General features: G+C 43.9%; 12 protein-coding genes and 1 pseudogene. 9 read left to right on the top strand and 4 right to left on the bottom strand.

From position 1 onward, the window contains the following. Positions 1 to 134: 134 nt before the first annotated feature. Both smc and GY065_RS08315 read right to left on the bottom strand, forming a co-directional pair. Positions 135 to 3614: a chromosome segregation protein SMC gene (smc, locus tag GY065_RS08320; RefSeq protein WP_174833766.1), complete on the bottom strand. Its 3480-nt coding sequence runs from the start codon at positions 3612 to 3614 to the stop codon at positions 135 to 137. Positions 3615 to 3739: 125 nt separating this feature from the next. Further along, a complete protein-coding gene (locus tag GY065_RS08315; protein WP_174833765.1) occupies positions 3740 to 4147 on the bottom strand; it encodes a MerR family DNA-binding protein in 408 nt (135 codons plus the stop codon). 110 nt (positions 4148 to 4257) lie between these two features. On the opposite strand from GY065_RS08315, the gene GY065_RS08310 reads away from it, so the two are divergent. From GY065_RS08310 to GY065_RS08270, 8 genes and pseudogenes are all read left to right on the top strand, one after another. Beyond that, positions 4258 to 4464, top strand: a complete 207-nt coding sequence (locus tag GY065_RS08310; protein WP_025331110.1) for a heavy-metal-associated domain-containing protein — start codon at positions 4258 to 4260, stop codon at positions 4462 to 4464. 38 nt (positions 4465 to 4502) lie between these two features. Further along, the gene (locus GY065_RS08305; RefSeq protein ID WP_174833764.1) at positions 4503 to 6713 is read left to right on the top strand and encodes a cation-translocating P-type ATPase; all 2211 of its coding nucleotides are present in this window, start codon (positions 4503 to 4505) and stop codon (positions 6711 to 6713) included. A 289-nt stretch (positions 6714 to 7002) separates the two neighbouring features. After that, the gene (locus GY065_RS08300) at positions 7003 to 8754 is read left to right on the top strand and encodes an ABC transporter ATP-binding protein (protein ID WP_174833763.1); all 1752 of its coding nucleotides are present in this window, start codon (positions 7003 to 7005) and stop codon (positions 8752 to 8754) included. Beyond that, positions 8754 to 10511, top strand: a complete 1758-nt coding sequence (locus GY065_RS08295; RefSeq protein WP_174833762.1) for an ABC transporter ATP-binding protein — start codon at positions 8754 to 8756, stop codon at positions 10509 to 10511. Before GY065_RS08300 ends, GY065_RS08295 begins: the two co-directional genes overlap by 1 nt. A 476-nt stretch (positions 10512 to 10987) precedes the next feature. Further along, on the top strand, positions 10988 to 11191 hold the full coding sequence (locus GY065_RS08290; protein ID WP_174833761.1) for a hypothetical protein: 204 nt from the start codon (positions 10988 to 10990) through the stop codon (positions 11189 to 11191). A 254-nt stretch (positions 11192 to 11445) separates the two neighbouring features. After that, complete coding sequence (locus tag GY065_RS08285) at positions 11446 to 12675, top strand: MFS transporter (protein ID WP_174833760.1); 1230 nt, start codon at positions 11446 to 11448, stop codon at positions 12673 to 12675. 840 nt (positions 12676 to 13515) lie between these two features. Continuing rightward, a complete protein-coding gene (locus GY065_RS08280; RefSeq protein WP_174833759.1) occupies positions 13516 to 13713 on the top strand; it encodes a hypothetical protein in 198 nt (65 codons plus the stop codon). Between the two features lie 46 nt (positions 13714 to 13759). Beyond that, positions 13760 to 14602: pseudogene (locus GY065_RS08270) on the top strand (SIR2 family protein). A 31-nt stretch (positions 14603 to 14633) separates the two neighbouring features. Here GY065_RS08270 and rimL read toward each other — a convergent pair. Further along, on the bottom strand, positions 14634 to 15185 hold the full coding sequence (gene rimL / locus GY065_RS08265; RefSeq protein WP_086309040.1) for a 50S ribosomal protein L7/L12-serine acetyltransferase: 552 nt from the start codon (positions 15183 to 15185) through the stop codon (positions 14634 to 14636). A 138-nt stretch (positions 15186 to 15323) separates the two neighbouring features. Between rimL and GY065_RS08260 the strand changes: the two genes are divergently transcribed. Then, on the top strand, positions 15324 to 15482 hold the full coding sequence (locus GY065_RS08260; RefSeq protein WP_174833757.1) for a hypothetical protein: 159 nt from the start codon (positions 15324 to 15326) through the stop codon (positions 15480 to 15482). Positions 15483 to 15616: 134 nt separating this feature from the next. Here GY065_RS08260 and GY065_RS08255 read toward each other — a convergent pair whose 3' ends face one another. Beyond that, positions 15617 to 19447 (bottom strand): DUF3683 domain-containing protein, encoded by a 3831-nt coding sequence (locus tag GY065_RS08255; RefSeq protein ID WP_174833756.1) that lies wholly within the window; start codon positions 19445 to 19447, stop codon positions 15617 to 15619. Positions 19448 to 19530 lie beyond the last annotated feature (83 nt).

The raw sequence follows: 19530 nt of genomic DNA, 5'->3' as shown, positions 1-19530 counted from the left end.
GGTATTGCTTGTAATGGTCTGTTGCAGAGAATTATAAATTAAAAAAAGCTGATTATCAGGAATGATTCAGCAAGCATGAGTTGAAAAAGCAGAAGCTGTATTGTGCGGTTAGTGCCATTCTGTTATCTGCGCACTTAAGCTTCAGCCATATCCAGCGCCTGGCGGATATTGACTTCAACAATACGCGAAACACCTTTTTCCTGCATGGTTACCCCTACCAGCTGCTCAGCCATTTCCATTGTTAGACGGTTATGGGAGATATACACGAACTGAGTCTGTGTCGACATTTGCTGAACCAGATTGCAAAAACGGCTGGTATTGGCATCATCCAGTGGAGCATCTACTTCATCCAGCAGACAGAACGGAGCGGGATTAAGGCTGAACAGGGCAAAGACCAGACTCATGGCAGTTAAGGCTTTTTCTCCGCCGGAAAGCAGATGAATAGTGCTGTTTTTCTTGCCCGGCGGACGCGCCATAATGGATACGCCTGCGCTGAGTAAATCATCGCCGACCATATCCAGTCTGGCCTCACCACCACCAAATAAGGTAGGAAAGTAGCTTTGTACTTTTTCGTTTACCGCATCAAAAGTAGTTTTAAAGCGGGTTTTGGTTTCTTCATCAATTGTACTGATGGCTTCTTCCAGTAACGCAATAGCCGCCTGTACATCTGCTGTTTGTGTCTGATAATACTCAGCGCGCTCATGTGCTTCTTCCAGCTCCTGTAATGCTGCCAGATTAACCGCACCCAGTGCATTGATTTTCTGTGCCAGTGCCGCAATTTCCTGATTTAATTCCGGTACAGCCTGCTGTGACTGATTAAACAGTTCGGCTAATGTCTCCAGATCAGCCTGATTCTGTTGCAGAGTTTCGTGAAAACGTCTGGCATTCAGCAAGGCTTCCTGTTGCTGCAACAAGGCAGTCTGAGTATCGGCCTGTAACTGCGGAAGCTGGCTGTTGAGATTGTGCTGCTGTTGCTGTATGTGCTGTAATTGCTGCTGGAGCTGTTCAAGCACTTGCTGTGCAGTTGTACACTGTTCAGTAGCTGCATCGATTTGGGTATTCAGTTCTTCGGTTTGCAGGGTTTGTTCGTCTTCCATTTCCTGCTCGGCAATCCCGAGTGCAAGCTCGCTCTGACGTTCCTGCCAGCGTTCCGTTTCGCGTGCAATACGCTGCTGTTCCTGTGTGGCAGTCTGAATCCGCTGTTGCAGGCGTACTATAGCCATTTCTACCAAACCCTGCTGTCGTCGCGCTTCCAGCAATGCCAGCTGGCTCTGTTTCAAAGTTTGCTGCTGGTTTTGCTGGCTGGCAGTATGATTTTGTAATTGCGGACGCAATTGTTCTACCGCGAGTGTAAGATTTTCAGTATCAGCCTGCGTTTGTTGCTGCACATGCTGCTGTTGCGCCAGCTCACTGATGATTTGTGCGCTTTCCTGCTGAATATGTTCCTGCCGCAATTGCCCCTGACTGGTGCGTGCCAGTAACTCAGTAGCCTGAGCAGAGGCTGTCTGCCAGCGCTGTTGCTGCTGTTTAAGCTGTTGCTGACACTGATTCAGCCGTTCTTCCGTATTCTCAAGGTTGCGCTGTGCCAGCTGCATGGTTTCTACAGCCTGCTGCAAAGGTTGTTCCAGTGTAAGCAGTGCCTGTTGCTGTTCGCGCAATTGCTGCTGCTGTTGCAGCAGACTGGTACCATTATCTTCAGCATACAATGTCACACTGATGGCATCTATGCAGTGGCCTTCAGGAGTAATAATAAGTTGTTGTGTCTGTAAATCAGCCTGTTTGAGCAAAGCCTCTTCCAGTGTTTCTGCACAAAATACCTGTCCGAGCCAGTATTGTATGGCTTCGGAAAATGGAGCCTGAACTTCTATATGCTGTAAAAGGGCATTTGTTGCCCATTTTTGCTGGTTGATTTCAGCCGTCTGATTGACCCAGACGGTTGTGCGTTCTGGCAGAGTATCTCCAGGTTGCAGCTGTTCGGTATACTGTGCCTGTAGTCTGTGTCCGAGGACAACGGTTGTCGCATGCTGCCATTTTTTGGCAACCTGCAAATGTTGCCACAATAAAGGAATATTACTGTCGGTTTCGTTTTCTGTACTGCTGCGCTCAGCTTGTGGAAGCATGGCTGCTAACGCTTCTACCTGCGCGTTAAGGGTAAGCTGCTGTTTTTCCAGCTGCCGGTATTGTTGCTGAGCCAGAAGCAGTGCTTCCCGTGCGCTTTCACGCTGCTGTTCATATTGCAGCAGGTTCTCTTCCAGCGTAGTTACAATCTGTTCCAGCTCTGCTGCTGTCTCACGGGCGGTTTCCAGCTCTCCGTTTTGCGGTAAGGCCAGTTGCGTCAGCTCTTCTTCCAGACGCTGCCGGCGCTGCTGCAATTGAGCAATGGCCGCTGTCGCATGCTGGTGCTGTTGCTGTCTGATGGCCAGTTCACGTTCCAGACGTGCCAGCTCATTTTGCTGGTTCTGACGGGTGCGCTCGCCCTGATGAGCCAGTTCTTCCAGTTCCGGCATGCGCGCTTCATGTTCCGCGGCCTGTAAAGCCCATTCTTCACGCTGTAATTGCTGTTCTTCCAGCTCTGAACTAGCCGATTCCAGCTGTTGCTGTTGCTGAATATTTTCATTGTGCAGACGTTGCAACTCAGTTTGTGCCTGAGTCTGTTCACGGGCAATACGCTGCTGCCAGTCGCGCCGGTGGCGAATCTGTTCTTCTAGCCGTGCCCATTGTTCGCGCAGGCCGGCACGCTGCATTTCAGCTTCGCGTACTCGCTGTTGCTGTTGCTGTTCCTGTTCGCGCAGCTTCTGTAATTGCTGTTCCAGTGTTTCCAGTTGCTGCTTCAGCGATTCCTGTGCATTGCCATGCTGCTGGTAAAGTGCTGTGGCACTGTCTGCCTGATGCAGAGCCTGCTGCCACTGGCTGTAATCAAATAAATTCTGTTTATCGGCTATCTGAGTTTTCAGCTCCTGATAGCGCTGTGCGGTATTTGCCTGTCGCCGGAGTTTTTCTACCTGACGATCCAGCTCGCTTTGTAAATCGGCCAGTCGCTGTAAATGTTCACGGGTATCGGCAAGACGATTTTCGGTTTCACGGCGGCGTTCTTTGTATTTAGACACGCCGGCGGCTTCTTCGATATGGGCACGCAGCTCTTCCGGCCGTGCTTCAATGATGCGGGAAATCATTCCCTGCTCAATAACGGCGTAACCGCGGGCACCGACGCCAGTACCGAGAAACAAATCGGTAATATCACGGCGGCGCACAACCTGATTATTAATGAAATAAGTAGAATCGCCCTGGCGGGTCAGCTGGCGTTTTATCGCCACTTCGGCATATTGTCCCCATGCTCCCTGAAGCTGGCCGTCACTATTGTCAAATACCAGTTCGACACTGGCACGCGGTGCCGGGCGGCGGGTATTGGCACCATTAAAAATCACGTCCTGCATGCTTTCGCCGCGCAACTGCCGGGCGGAAGCTTCTCCCAGAACCCAGCGCACAGCATCAATCACATTGCTTTTGCCGCAGCCGTTTGGTCCGATTACCGCTACCAGTCTGCCCGGTACCGCAATCGTGGTGGGATCAACAAAGGATTTAAAGCCGGAAAGCTTGATATGGGTAAGACGCATAGCAACAATAAAGCCCGGGAAAAGTGCCGAAAAGCGACTATTTTAGCTTGTTTTAAGTAAAAAGACAGTTTTAGTTACTATGAATAACAGCCAGTCCTGAACGGATAACACAAACCGGAGCCGGCTTAACTGTGATTACCGGCATAACCCTGCTTATCCAGCCCGTCGATAATCGCACAGTGTGGTGAAGCATCACCGCCACAGCGGTTGTACCAGTTTTCCAGAGTCTCTTTCATGCTGGATAAATCATTAATTTTCTGGTTAAGACGCTGTATGTGCTCGCCTGCCAGTGCTTTGACATCAGCACTGGTGCGCTGCGGATTGTTGCGTAATGCAAGCAGCTGGGCAATCTGCGCCAGCGAAAAATCTACTTCGCGGGCATGTCTGATAAAGCACAGTGTGGCAATATCGGCTTCACTGTAATCGCGATAGCCGTTACTCTGGCGTACTGGCTGAATCAGTCCGGCAGCCTCATAATCACGGATGGTTTTACTGGATAAACCGGTTAATTTTTCTGCGGCACTGATATTCATAAGATTAAAATCTGAATTTGCATATGTAAAGCTTGACTCTATCACAGTGTTAAGGTTTAAGCTGTACTTTATCTACTTTTTATTAAACCCGAATCCATAAGGAGACAGAAATGCAAATGGTTCAGTTTAAAATTGACGGCATGACCTGCGAAGGTTGTGCCAAAAGTGTGACATCAGCACTACAGGGCAGCCCGGGTGTGGAAACTGTGGCAGTTAATTTTGCAACCGGTATTGCCGATATCGGCTTTGACGACAGCCTTACTAACGTAGATACCCTCAAAGCCGCGGTTGAAGCTGCCGGTTTTGATGTAGTTTAATCCTGAGATATGCGGCTGGAAAACAGAAGGACAGAACCATGGAACAAACTCAGCACACTAACGGCAATACAGCCGAAACAGCGCGCTTTGCCATTGAGGGCATGGACTGTCAGGCCTGTGCCAACCGCATAGAAAAAGTATTGCGCCGGCAGCAGGGTATTATTGCTGCCGATGTAAACTTTGCCAGTGATGAATTACAAACCTGTTTTGACAGTAAGCTGCTGAGTACGGCCGATATAGTTCAGATAGTGGCAAAAACCGGATTTAAAGCCACAGCCGTAACCAGTGCCAGTATCGAAGCACTGGCTGAAATGCAGAATGAGGAGCATAAAACGACAGCGATTCCGTGGCGTCTGGCGGTTATCTGGATCATTGCTCTGCCTTTTGTTGTCGGTATGCTGGGCATGCTGCTGGGACAGCACTGGATGCTGCCGCCATGGTGGCAGTTTGTTCTCGCTTCGATTATCCAGCTTGGTCTGGCGTGGCCGTTTTACAATAGTGCGATTAAATCCCTGCAAGGCGGCGTAGCCAATATGGATGTACTCGTGTCTCTGGGCACGGTCGCTATCTGGCTCTATTCCAGTATTATGCTGTTTAATCATCAGCATGATGCGCATCAGTTTATCTATTTCGAAGCCAGCGTGATGGTAATTGCCTTTGTTTCGCTGGGCAAATATCTGGAACAGCGGACTAAAAAGCAAAGCCTCAACAGCCTGGGCATGCTGCTGCAACTGACCCCGAAAATGGTGCGCAGACAAACAGACAACGGCTGGCAGGAAGTACCGCTCAGCCAGATACAGAAAGGTGACATCCTGCAAACCAATGCCGGCAACCGCATCGCTGCCGATGGCATCGTGCACAGTGGTGAAGCATGGTGTGATGAAAGCTATCTCACCGGTGAATCTAAACCATTACTGAAACAGGCTGGTGATAAAGTACTTGCCGGTGCATTACTGAGCAACGGCAGTATCACCTATCAGGCACAGACCCTTGGCAGTCAGACTCTGCTGGGTGACATGATGCAGGCACTGGCGCAGGCACAGGGCAGTAAAGCACCGATTGCACGGCTGGCTGATAAAGTATCCATGGTATTTGTGCCTGCCGTAGTTGCCATAGCCGTATTAACTTTTATTCTAAACTGGTGGTTTGGTGGTGATTTTAACGAAGCAGTGACCCGCGGCGTAGCCGTACTGGTAATTGCCTGTCCGTGTGCGCTGGGGCTGGCCACACCGGCCGCGATGATGGTGGGTATGGGGCGCTCGGCGCGGTACGGAGTATGGTTTAAAGATGCAGCCTCACTTGAGCGTACCAGTCAGGTCAATACGGTTGTACTGGATAAAACCGGCACTCTTACTCAAGGCAAACCCCAGATTGTTGCCCAGTGGCGAAATCCCGCTTGTCAGTATGATGCGCAAACTATTTTGCAACTGGCTGCCGCCGCTGAACAGCTCACCACTCATCCGCTGGCGCAGGCGGTGATTCAGGCTGCTGAACAGCAAAACCTGCCAGTACTAACCGCCAGCAATAGCCACAGCGAAATCGGGCAGGGTACACAGGCGCAAGTAGACGGTTATGGCGCGGTAAAAGTCGGCAATCCTGCCTGGTGCGGTTTCAGCATACCCGGGCAATTACAGCAGCAGGAAATCTGGCAGATTGCCAGTATTGTGGTTGTCGCTATTAATAATGAAATAGCAGGTGCATTTGCTATTGCTGATGCTTTAAAAGAAGACACTGCCAGTGCAATTAAACGCTTACAGCAGCAAAATATTGATATTCATATTATGAGCGGTGACCAGCACAGTGTAGTTGAATACATTGCCAAACAACTGGGTATCAGCTATTATCAGGCAGAAATGAATCCGCGTGCCAAGGCCGAAGCGGTGAGAGCGCTGATGCAGCAAGGCAAGGTAGTAGCGATGGTCGGTGATGGTATTAACGATGCGCCGGCACTGGCCGCGGCGGATGTCAGCTTTGCCATGTATGGCGGGGCAGATGTGGCCACCAATACTGCTTCAGCTACGCTGATGCGCCATTCGGTGACTCAGGTAGCCGATGCCCTGGCTCTAGCTCACGCTACTGTACGCGTTGTTAAACAAAACCTGTTTTTTGCTTTTTTCTATAATATTCTCGGTATCCCGCTGGCTGCAATTGGCTGGCTCAGCCCGGTAATCGCCGGCGCGGCAATGGCGATGAGCTCGATTTCAGTATTGCTTAATGCTTTACGACTGCGAAAAAGCAGGCTGGACTGAATAATAAATTTTCTGTGCAGCCAGATAAATCGCTGCTTGCATAACAATAAAAATAAAAATATCAGTTTCTTAACCCTACCAAAAAATCTGCAACTAAAGTAGTAGTACTCTACTTTGGCAATGTATTTTTTTATCTGTCTGATTGTAAATAATTTATCAGATGATAATCAATTGCCGAATATATGATTTAAAAGAATCATAACTTAACGAATAATCAGAAAAAAACAGCTTTTTTTCTATTCGGATTTTCTTATTGCATGATAGATATGGGCTAAGGAGAAACTTAATTATGAATCATACGGATATATTTCTGCCAGTAAAGAATAAAGTATCTTATTCTATATTTTTGGCATCAATTGCTCAGGTGCTTAAACTGAGTATCTGGCTAATGTTGATCTGGGTTCTGTACCAATTAATGATGGATGCCAGTGTCTTCCCGGGACTGCCCATTCTCTCTCTACTTGTGCTGAGCATTCTTTTTTATACGCTGAGAACTTATGCCCACGATAAATCTCACTATGCGGCATTTGAACTAGAAGAAATATTACGAACCAGGCTTATCAAAAAAATCAATCAATTGCCGATTGAAACGGTTAGAAACATGGGCAGTGGGAATCTTGTTAAAACATTAATTGATGATATTAAAGAATTACATGCTTTTGTGGCTGATGCTCCGCCTTTAAAAGCTGAGGCATTCGTTACCCCAATTTTTACCTTACTCGTTTTATTTATCTTTAATTGGGTCTTTGCAAGTATTGTATTTGCAATCACTTTAGTTACTTTTCTGCTGCTGAGTTTTATCATGAAAAAAGCTAAGCTTTTAAAGGAAAGCTATAACAATGCAACTATTCAAATCAACGGTAAAATCATTGAATATATTCAGGGAATGAGTGCAGTAAGAACATTTGATGCCGGGGAGGGGGCATTCGGTCAATATCAAAAAGCGCTGGAAAATTATAGTCAGGTGGTCTTTCATTGGTTGCAATCTATGCGATTGTCTACAAAAATTGCCCGCAGCCTTTTCTCTGCTATGCCGATGAGTATCATATTAGTTGTTGGATTGAGCATAGCCCAGCTAAATGACCAAATCTCTTTTATCACGACGTTCTGTTTTTTATTGCTGGCGATCGGTATTGCAGAAAGTGTTTATCCTGTGATGAGCCTGTTTCAGATATTACAAAAGTCAAAGGCAGCAATAGAAAGGATATTTGAAGTTGAAAATCTGCCAATTTTAAAGGCTCCCTCCAACACGCTATTACCTGACAATAATGAGGTTATTTTTAAAAACGTTGGGTTTTCTTACCAGAATTCTGGCACTGTTTTATCCAATATCAATATCAAAATTCCTGAAAATTCATTTACTGTTCTTATAGGTACATCTGGTTCTGGCAAGACAACGCTGGCTAATCTCATTCCTCGCTTTCTTGATACAACCTCTGGAACGATAACTTTAGGTGGCGTGAATATAAAAAATATTGAATACGCTGAACTTATGTCGAGAATTTCATTTGTTTTTCAGGATAACTTTTTATTCTCGTGTTCGATCGCAGATAACATACGCTATGGGTTAAACGGTATCTCTGACGATGACGTTATTGAAGCCGCCAAAAAAGCTGAAATTCACGACTTCATTCTGACCCTTCCTGAACAGTATAACACTCTAGCAGGAGAAAGAGGGCAGCTATTATCAGGTGGTCAGAAACAGAGAATCACCATTGCCCGGGTTTTTCTACAAAATCGACCAATCGTTATTTTAGATGAACCGACGGCATTTTCTGATGCCCGAAATGAAGCTTTGTTGTTAAAAGCCTTTAACCGTTTAATTGATAGAAATAAAACTGTCATTATGGTAACTCACCGCTTATCGACGATTGTCAATGCCGACCAAATAATATTATTGGATAAAGGGATGATTAAAACTCATGGGACACATAATGATTTAATCGAAAATTCTAGTGACTATAAATTGTTGTGGCAAGAGTATAACAAAGCAAAAAGTTGGTCGATTCCAGTCAATAATTTGGCTGATGGAGAAAAGTAATGAAAGAGTATATTAATACATACACACGCACAACAAAATCATTGCTGACAACGTATACTGGCTTAATCAATGCGGCAGGTAAGCAAAAGAAAATATTGATCCGCAGTCTGATTTATACTGTGATTTCCTCTTGTCTGTTTGGCGTTTCGCTGGTTTTACTATATCCCTTATTTGCTGCGCTAGAAGCCAAAAATATTACTGCAACACTCACTCATTTAATTATTGTCGTTGTTCTACTGGTAGGGAGTTTTATTTTTAATGTGCTTTGTGAACGCTATGATGCGGATGGTTATTCGACCTTAGCCGTTACCGAGCTAAGGGAAAAATTAGGCAATAAGTTACGTAATATTTCCTTAGATTATTTAAGTCAGTTTAGATCTGGCGAAATAAATCACCTTATGATGCAAAGCGTAAATGAAGCGGCAGTATTTACATTTATGCTACTCAATATCATCATTACCGGCGTGGTTATACCACTGTCAGCTGCAATTGCCTTGTTATTTTACAGCTGGCAACTTTCTTTGATGATGCTCTTGGTTTTTCCAATGGCAATTCCACTCTATCTGTGGCGCAGGAAGGCCTATCGCAGAGGTTTTAGCATTCTGGCAGAGGCCAATGCAAAATTAAAAGGTGAAGCTGTCGAGTTTGTACAAGGACTTGATGTATTAAAATCGACAGGCCAAACCGAAGAAAAGATGACAGAGTTTGTTAAGGTAACAACAGATGTGGCAAATATACTGCGCATTGGCACGAAAAAAGGGGAAAAACCTAATTTAATTATAACCATCGTGATTCAAGCTGGTTTAATCCTTATTATCTCGTTAGGTGCGTATTTGGTGAATGCTACAACCATTTCTTACCTCTTGCTAGCCTGCGTGTTATTAATCGTTGCTCGTTCCACAGATGTATTAAACTTTTTTGTACAAATGTCATCGATGCTTGAATCATTGGTTATAGGGTATGAAAAATTGCAGGAACTGTTGAATGCACCGTCATTACCTGAAAAAAAGGCAGAGATTATGCCTAGGCACTATAATATTGAATTTGAAAGAGTTAACTTTTCGTACCGGGGTCAGGACAAGTACGTACTTAATAATATATCCCTTCATATCCCGGAAAAAGCATTAACCGCTCTGGTCGGTGCCAGTGGCTGCGGTAAGACTACAATAACCAAGCTTATTCTTCGGTTTGCTGATGTAGTATCAGGCAGTATTAAAATCGGTGGTATCGATATTCGAGATATGTCTCAGAGGCAGTTAATGAGTCTAGTCTCTGTCGTATTTCAGGATGTTTATTTGTTTCAGGATACCATTATTAATAACATCAGAATGGCAAAATTATCCGCTAGCGACGAGGAAGTCATCGAAGTTTGTAAACAGGCGAATTGCCACGAATTTATCCAGAATTTTCGCGACGGTTATCAAACACAACTGAATGATATTGGCAAAAGTCTCTCTGGTGGGGAGAGGCAACGTATCTCTATTGCCAGAGCCATTTTGAAAAACGCGCCTATTCTTATCCTCGATGAGCCAACTGCCGCTCTCGATACTGAGAATGAGCTGGCAGTGCAAAAGGTGATTAATAAGCTCGTACAAGGGAAAACAGTATTAGTTATTGCCCATCGGCTTTCAACTATCATCGGAGCTAAGCAAATTGTAGTAATTGATAAAGGCGAAATAGTGGAAAGTGGTACTCATCAGCAGTTATTGCAACAAAATGGGATTTATAAGGAGTTTTGGCATCTCCAGCAAAATTAACCTCATCTGCTACCTTCTACAAATTATGAAGTTATACAACTTAATGTTTTGCAATATTCTTAGTCGTTTGCTTATTGACTTTGAAATTGGGTAGTAAATTTTTAGAAAATTCCTTATTGTAAGTTTGATATGCAAAAGAGGACATTGTCTTTATCGTTTATTTGTTTGTTGATAATGGTTTTTCAGACCAGATTGGTTTATTTCTTATCTATCCGAGTATTCCTTCTTTTATTAACGTCTAGGTAAGAGCTTACAACGATCAAAAACTATCTACGGTTAAAATTTCATGCGCATATTGAATTGATGATGAGTTTACCTTATCCATTCGCAGAGTAACTGAAGGCACTATGGTAGTGAAGATTTAAATATGACATGCTTTAAAGAAATATCAACGGAATATCGATGCTCTTTTAGTGTCTATATTAGAGAGTTTTAATAGCATATTTTTCTTTTTATGGTTATTAAAGGCTATTGCAATGGGGCAGGAAATTTATCACGTATTTACACGTAAACCTATTTTATTAAGTTATTCGTCCGTGAATTTGATCGGAAATGAATACAAGCGCACACATTTTAGTCATGAAAAGAGCGCTAAGGAATTAGGCTGTCAATTTAGACCTTTAGATGAGACGTTTAGAGATGTTGTCACTTGGTACAAAGAAAATAATTACATTTCTTAATAATTATTAGGTACTATATTATTTCTGGTGGGTTCATCTATCGTCTATTACCAGTTTTGGGGCTGTATTAGGACCAGTTTGTACAAACCGTATGTATTGCTTCACGGTTAATCAACCCTTACCAAATAGCGATGGTTACCCATTTACTTTTTCAGCAATCCTGGTATTGATATGCTTAATCCCGCTCTCTAAAGGATTAAAAATAGCAATCGCTGGACATAATTAATCTTTGTCACGTTGAGGTTTGTAATAAAATGTCCCATAAAGATATCAAAGACATCCCCAAACAGATTCAGGAATTATTTTTTACTTTATATTTCACAAAGTATATTGGCTCTGGATTTTTGGCTGGTGGTTTGTTTTTAATTTTACGCAATAAAGGTATTGCGCTGGATAAATTAAGCCTTATTCCACTCATGTTTTTGCCACTTAGCTTTAAAGTGTTATGGGCGCCGTTTATTGATAAATATTTAAAAACATCTTCAGGCCATTATCGGAACTGGCTGTTGATTGCGCAATTTTTGATGATATTGGGTTTATTCGCGTTTGCTTTTATTGATCCGGTTAATAATTATTTATTAGTTTTGTTGGCCATTTTATTTTTTTCATTTATTATCCTCACGCAAGATTTGGCGTTGACAAAGTTAACCAGCAACATTTTTGAAGGGCATGAGCTAGATCTTATTCCTGGTTTAGATGTTAGCGGTTTTAAGGTCGGCAATATTATCGGTGGGGCCATTGTGTTGGTGCTATATTCTTACACAAGCTGGAGTGTCTGTATAATTTTTCTCTCTGGGTTTTTGGCATTTTTATTTCCATGGAGGCAAATATGGTTTTTTAATGAGTATAAGTTCAGTAAAAACAGTCGTATTTCTGAGACTACTGACAAAAATTATTGGAAGAATATTGTTTCAGTCTGGAAGGGAAAGAAAAGCTGGTGTGCTTTGCTGGTTATTATCTCTTTTGGCAGTTCTCCCTCTTATAATCTGATGCCTCTAGCGCTGCTTGATAGCGGCTGGTCGTTAGCTAATACTGCCCTTTTGCTAAAATTATTCGGTACGATGATTTTGGTGATAACTATTTACGTTGGTATTCGTCAGCTTAGAAAATTGACCCGGAAACAAAGCTTGTCGTTTTCTATTATATTCCATGCTTGCTGTTTATTGTCATTTATCCCTATCTCGCTTGGTCATAATAATGCCTTGTTAGTTTATTTTTCATTTTTCCCGTACTTTGTTAGTTTGCAGTTTGTTCGTACCTGCCTATATACCATTATTTTGGATAATGCTGCCAGTAGTGTAGCACCGACTACAGCCGCCAATGCTCAGATGGCAATTTTGGGGGGCTTTGATTTAATCGTTACATCCTTAAGTTTTTATTTTGCTCAAAAGTGGGGATATTTTGTCATAATCACTGGTTCTGTTGCGATCGCTTTTTTTGCCGCATTTTTGGCAACCAGAGTCGTCCAAAATCAGTCCGATTAGCATTAACGCTATAGCTATTAAAACATTAAGTAACACGATGACATTCAATCAACAAAATTTTTCTATCAAAAAAATTATTTGAACCGTCCGTTACTTATTTGCAGCAATAAATTATTTAGCGTATTAGGAAATTTACTGAGCAAAAAGATGTGGCTAACTCTTATAACAAAAAAGAAGAGTCAGATAATATCTTTTCGACTTTAATCGTTCCTGAAACGCCCGCAAGTATCGAATCCTATATTGATAATGTAAAAAATACTATCATTCCTATTTGGTCTCATTGAGCAAACCGAACGTATCCAGGGCATATGACCAGCCCCATGCCATCGTTAATTCAAGAAATGGGTCGATTAATTCAGACATTAAATCAAATTATAGTTAAGCTGGAAACCAGCAGAGGATTAACACTGCCAGAGCATCAGTCGCTTAAATTATTGCATAAGGCAGTATTTAACTATAATGATGATTTTTAAGCGGATGTTCATTAGGATTTTAGTATAACACCGAGGATTTTTACTAATAGCCAGTTTGATTACAACGCTTAATTTTTTTAAAACCAAGCTTGTTTATGCAAGCTGGAAATTATTTCTTAGCTTCTGCTAACCCATGTTAAATTCAAGCAGCCGGAATAGGGATATGAACAGCTATAACAGTGTTTTTTAGAGTAAAATTACACTTTATTGATGCTGATTACACTATAGATAAGCCGTATTTGTTTGATTAAGTCAGTTTTGAAATTTACACAGCTATTTTGCTGAACTAGCTGTAAATTCGCTTAACAAAAAATGTCCAACATGGTTTCTCAATGTATTAATTGATTTCTCAGGGGGGAAGCAGACTATGACCGAAAGAGATATTACCAAAATAACTGATTATCCCTTAATTCAAAAGCTGGCACAGGCATTGTGGCAGAGTGAAGATGATGGTCATGGGGTAGCCATTATGGTTGGTGCGGGCTTTAGCCGCAGTGCTGCTACAACACAGGATATCAATAAGAAAATGCCAATCTGGGCAAATTTGGCTAAAAAAAATTGCTGAAGAACTTGGAGAGGATGAGCATACAGATGCTTTACGTCTGGCACAAATGTATCAGGATTACTTTGGTAAGCAGACACTGTATGATTTATTGAAAAATGAAATTGATGATGAAATATGGCAGCCGGCAGAGCTTTATCAGCAGTTATTAACTTTACCCTGGGCTGAAGTATTAACCACAAACTGGGATACATTGCTGGAGCGTGCGGCTAGAGATATACATGAACCTATCTATGATATTGTCAATAAACAGGAGGATTTAGCCTGTTGTCATTCTCCCAGGATTGTAAAATTGCATGGCACAATTAATCTTAGTAGCGATTTGATTTTTACCTAGGAAGATTATCGTCATTATCCGCAGAAATACGGTATTTTTGTTAATTTTTTCCGGCAAGTGTTTGTAGAAAATGAATTATGTCTGATAGGCTTTTCAGGAGATGATCCGAATTTTCTCCAATGGATAGGCTGGGTAAGGGATAATCTTCAAAGCAATGCGCGACGTATTTATCTGGTAGGAGCATTGAATTTATCTTCTGCTAAACGTAAGTATCTGGAAAGTTTGAATGTAGCTCCTATTGATTTATCTGAGCTTGTTGCCGATATCGATGATAGAGATTTAAAACATAAAACGGCAATTGAATTGTTTTTAACACAACTGTCAAACTTAGAGGTAAAGAAAGTCTGGGATTGGTTTCCTAAACAATTCGATGAAATTATTAAGCTTTATTCACGTAACCAAGGAGAAATAAAATTAGATGAAGCTCTTTCCGCTTTAAGAAAGGATAGAGAATCATATCCAGAATGGATTATTTGTCCTAATTTTTTAAGATTAAGTTTAATAGTACAAATATATAGATTCTGGTTTTTAATCCCTGATATTTCTAGACAATGAGTAATCATTTTGTTACAGCTTGGTGAAAATTTTAAATATATGTTGAAATTAGACCATAAATATTTTGATCATGATAAATTCCATTTAAGTATTCAGCCTGTTTTAGAGTTCCTTCATAACTAAAACCGCATCGTTTAGCAACCGCATTACTTTTAGGATTATCCACTGAGCATTTAATAACAAATCGTTTAATTATTTTTTGTGATGCATAGTAATGAGTAAGTGCTTGAATTGCTTGTGTCATAACACCTTTACCTTCTGCTTGGCTATTGAGCCAATAACCAATATAGGCTGTCTTATTGTTTTTATCTATTCGATTGAAAGACAGTAAGCCGACAGGGTTATTATTTAGTAAAATTACATAAGTTTTGGTAATATCTTTTTGATGCTCGACTGAACAATTATCTAAAAAATTTGATGTGTCTGCTTCATTATTAACAAACTTAGGCCAAGCCATAAATTGACTAAAACTATCACGATTAACATCAATAATATTGTATAACTTAGTTGAGTATTGTCGATCTGATGGCACTAAATGAATATGTTCATTGACAAAGATACTTTGTTGATTGGTATTTGTCATTAATTATTCCTTTAAGAGAGTATAACCAATTCTGAGTTAATATAAATTGAAGTATATGTTAGAAACAAATTACTTTATGAATTAGTGTGGAGATATGGAATAATTTTTTATTATGATATTCGTAAAAATATTCAAACCATGTTACTGGAAATATGTGACCCTGCTATGGATATTCTGAATCGAAGCCAGCAACCGATTACAGAGTTACAAAATATTCTTGAAGAAGCTAAAAATGATGCATTGCCAGAGGTACGTTTTGCCGAAACTGATGAATTTTATAAATTACGAATAAATTAATCTGCTAAACCATATTAATTAAATTGTCAATGAATAAAATATTTAAATTTTAGTGCTTTATTTTCAGCTATAGAAATCAGACTTAATAAAAAAGGTTGCTATTTAGTAAAGTAGCAACCTTTTTTTAATCCTATTTACAGTAACACCCGCTCAATCCCTCCGTTACTGGCTTTCTGCACAAATTCATCCTGCCAGTTTTCGCCCAGTATATGTTTGGCCATTTCAATCACTACATAATCGGCCTTGATATTTGCATCATCAGTATAGCGACTCAAGCCTTGCAGGCAGGCGGGGCAGCTGGTAAGGATTTTTACCGGTTCGCCCTTAGGCAGCTTGGCTTTGCCTTTTTCGATTTCTTCCTGTTTGCGGAAGCGTACCTGTGTGGCGATATCCGGCCGGCTGACGGCAAACATGCCGGATTCACCGCAGCAGCGGTCTGACAGAGGTACGTTCTGCCCCATCAGCTCATTCACAACTTTTATCGGCTGTGTGGTTTTAATCGGGGTATGGCAGGGGTCGTGATACAGGTATTGCCGGCCTTTTACGCCGTTCAGTTTCAGGCCTTTTTCCAGCAGGTATTCATGAATATCGAGTATGCGGCAGCCGGGGAAAATTTTATCGAAGTGATAATCTTTGAGCTGGTCGTAACAGGTTCCGCAGCTTACAACTACGGTTTTGATATCCAGATAGTTCAGGGTATTGGCTACACGATGGAACAGTACGCGGTTGTCCATGGTGATTTTATCGCCTTTGTCTTTATTACCGCCGGCAGTTTGCGGGTAGCCGCAGCACAGATAGCCCGGCGGTAAGACGGTTTGGACGCCCACATGCCAGAGCATGGCCTGAGTAGCGAGACCTATCTGGCTGAACAGTCGCTCGGAGCCGCAGCCGGGAAAGTAGAAAACAGCTTCGGCTTCATCGCTGATCTGCGGATTGCGGATAATCGGTACGGTGGTGCTGTCTTCGATATTCAGCAGGGCACGGGCTGTTTTAATCGGTACGTGGCGCGGTAAAGGGCGGTTGATAAAGTGTATTACCTGTTCGCGGATTTCCGGCTTGGCGGTGGTGGCACGTGGCGCGGTTTTCTGGCGCTTCAGCCAGCCAAGGCTAAAGTGCTTACCCATTTCATAGCCCCAGTTTTGCAGTCTGAAGCCGGCTTTAACCACGCCTGTACGCAGGGCTTTGATGGTTCTGGGGTCGGTGGCGTTAAGAAAGGCCATGCCCATGTAGACGGTGGGATTGAATTTCTTTTTACCGGCTTTGCGCAGGTAGTTGCGCATGGCTACGGTGACGTCGCCAAAGTCGATTTTTACCGGACAGGGTTTTATGCAGCGGTGGCACACGGTACAGTGATCGGCCACGCTGTTCAGTTCATCAAAATGTTTCAGGGAAACGCCGCGGCGGGTTTGCTCTTCGTACAGGAAGGCTTCGGTAAGCAGACCGACACCCAGAATTTTATTGCGCGGTGAGTACAGCAGGTTAGCGCGCGGTACATGGGTACTGCACACGGGTTTACATTTGCCGCAGCGCAGACAGTCTTTGATGGAGTGGGCAATTTTACCCAGCTCGGACTGTTCCATAATCAGGGATTCTACGCCCAGCAGCTCAAATGAGGGTGTATAGGCTTTGTCGAGGTTGGCACCGGGCATCAGTTTGCCGCGGTTAAAATGGCCGTGTGGGTCTACCTGCTGTTTGTAATCCCAGTAGGGCTGCATTTCTGCCTGTGTCAGGTAGTCGATTTTGGTAATGCCGATGCCGTGCTCACCGGAAATAACGCCGTTAAGGCTGCGCGCCAGTGCCATGATGCGGTCTACGGCATGATGAGCGGTTTGCAGCATGTCGTAGTCGTCGGAATTAACCGGGATGTTGGTATGGACATTGCCGTCACCGGCATGCATATGCAGGGCAACGAAGACACGGCCGCGGATGATATGGCGATGAATTTCGTCGAGCTTTTCCAGTATCAGGGTATCGGTTTTGCCGCTGAATATTTCGGCCAGTGGCTGCATGATGTCGCGTTTGATGGATACACGCAGATGAAAATCACGCATGGCGATAAAGCAGCTCTGGTCACCAGCCGGTTCATTGTCTTCAAGTTTTTGCGGAAACTGCTGCAGATAGTCGGCCAGTGGTGTGTCGAGATGGTTGAGCAGCCATGTCCAGCGGGTCTGAATGCCGGTGATGTAATCAAGGGCATGCTGTTTACGGGAGCCGAGCAGCTCGGCGCTGGAAAGGTCGGTATCGAGTTTATCTACCGGCAGTTTGGTTTGCAGATATTCGATGATGGCCGCGCACAGGGCAAGTTTGTTCTGAATCGACAGCTCAATGTTGATGCGTTCGATACCGTCGGAATAGCTGCCAAGCTGTTCAAGAGGTATCACAACGTCTTCATTGATTTTAAACGCATTGGTATGGCGGGCGATGGCGGCCGTACGTGAGCGGTCGAGCCAGAAAGTTTTGCGTGCTTCAGGGGGAACGGCGATAAAGCCTTCGCCGCAGCGGGCATTGGCCAGCCGCACGATATGAGCTGCTGCTGCCTGTACTTCATTTTCATCATCTGAAACGATGTCGGCCAGTAATACCATTTTCGGGCGGCCTTTGCCAGCTGCCTTGGTGGCGTAGCCTACGGCGCGCACGTAGCGCCAGTCGAGATGCTCCAGCCCCGCCAGTTTGACGGTTTTATGGTTAAGCATGTAGTTGCGCACTTCGACGATAGACGGGGTGGCATTGGCTACGGTGCCAAAAAACTCCATACAGATGGTACGGGTGTATTTAGGCATGCGGTGCAAAACAAAAGCAGCAGAGGTGATGATGCCATCCGTGCCTTCTTTTTGCACACCCGGTACGCCGGCAAGGAATTTATCGGTAACGTCTTTACCCAGACCTACTTTGCGGAAACGCTGCCCGGGTACTTCGAGACGCTCGGTTTTAAGAATGCTGTAGCCGTCGTTATCAAGGGTATGTATGTCAAATATGGCGGTGGTTTCGTCGTGGATTTTGCCGAAATTATGGCGTACACGTTCTATTTTCAGCCATTGTCCCTGAGGGTTGACCATTTTCCACCACGCCAGATTATCCAGAGTGGTGCCCCATAATACGGCTTTTTTACCGCCGGCATTCATGGCTACGTTGCCGCCGATACAGCAGGCATCGGCAGATGTCGGGTCTACGGCAAAAACCCAGCCGGCAGCACTGGCCGCTTCTTCTACACGGCGGGTAACCACTCCGGCACCGCAGGTAATTACCGGATAAGTGCCTTCCAGCCCGGGCAGTTGCTGTAAGGCAACCGGACTGTACTGGTCGAGTTTCTCGGTATTGATTACGGCGCTCATGGCGTCCATCGGAATGGCACCACCGGTATAGCCGGTACCGCCGCCGCGCGGAATGATGGTGAGCTCCAGTTCAATTAAAGCGCGTACAAGCGGTGCAACTTCTTTTTCGTGATCCGGGTTGATAACTACAAAAGGGTATTCAACACGCCAGTCGGTAGCATCGGTAACGTGGCTAACGCGCGCCAGCCCGTCGAACATAATGTTGTCTTTGTGGGTGATTTTACGCAGGCTGTTGAATACCTGTTCGCGTTTGCTGCGGGTTTTACCAAAGCTGCTGTCAAAATCGCTGATGGCCTGCTCGGTGCTTTTTATCAGTTGCTCGACCATCTGGTTGTTGTCGCGACGTTTCTGAATTTCGCTGAGGCGATGGCGCATTTCTTTAACCAGCGCCTGCTGGCGGTGCTGGTGTTCGAGCAGGTCGTCAATTAGGTAAGGATTGCGGATAACTGCCCAGATATCTCCGAGTATTTCAAACAGCATTCGTGCTGAGCGGCCGGTTCGTCTTTGCTCGCGTAGCTGTTGCAATAAATCCCATGAATGGCTGCCGAGCAGGCGAATGACTATTTCTCTGTCGGAATAAGAGGTGTAGTTATAGGGGATTTCGCGTATACGCTGACTGGCTTGTGTGCTCATTAAACGTGTTCCGTTCCGCTCTGCTGGCGTTAAATTGGTAAGGCTGTAAATTGGTTATTTTAACTGTTTACTTTACTTTTCGC

This window comes from Snodgrassella sp. ESL0323 (assembly GCF_013346865.1).
GTDB lineage: Bacteria > Pseudomonadota > Gammaproteobacteria > Burkholderiales > Neisseriaceae > Snodgrassella > Snodgrassella alvi.
This window is presented reverse-complemented; position numbering and strand designations above follow the sequence as displayed.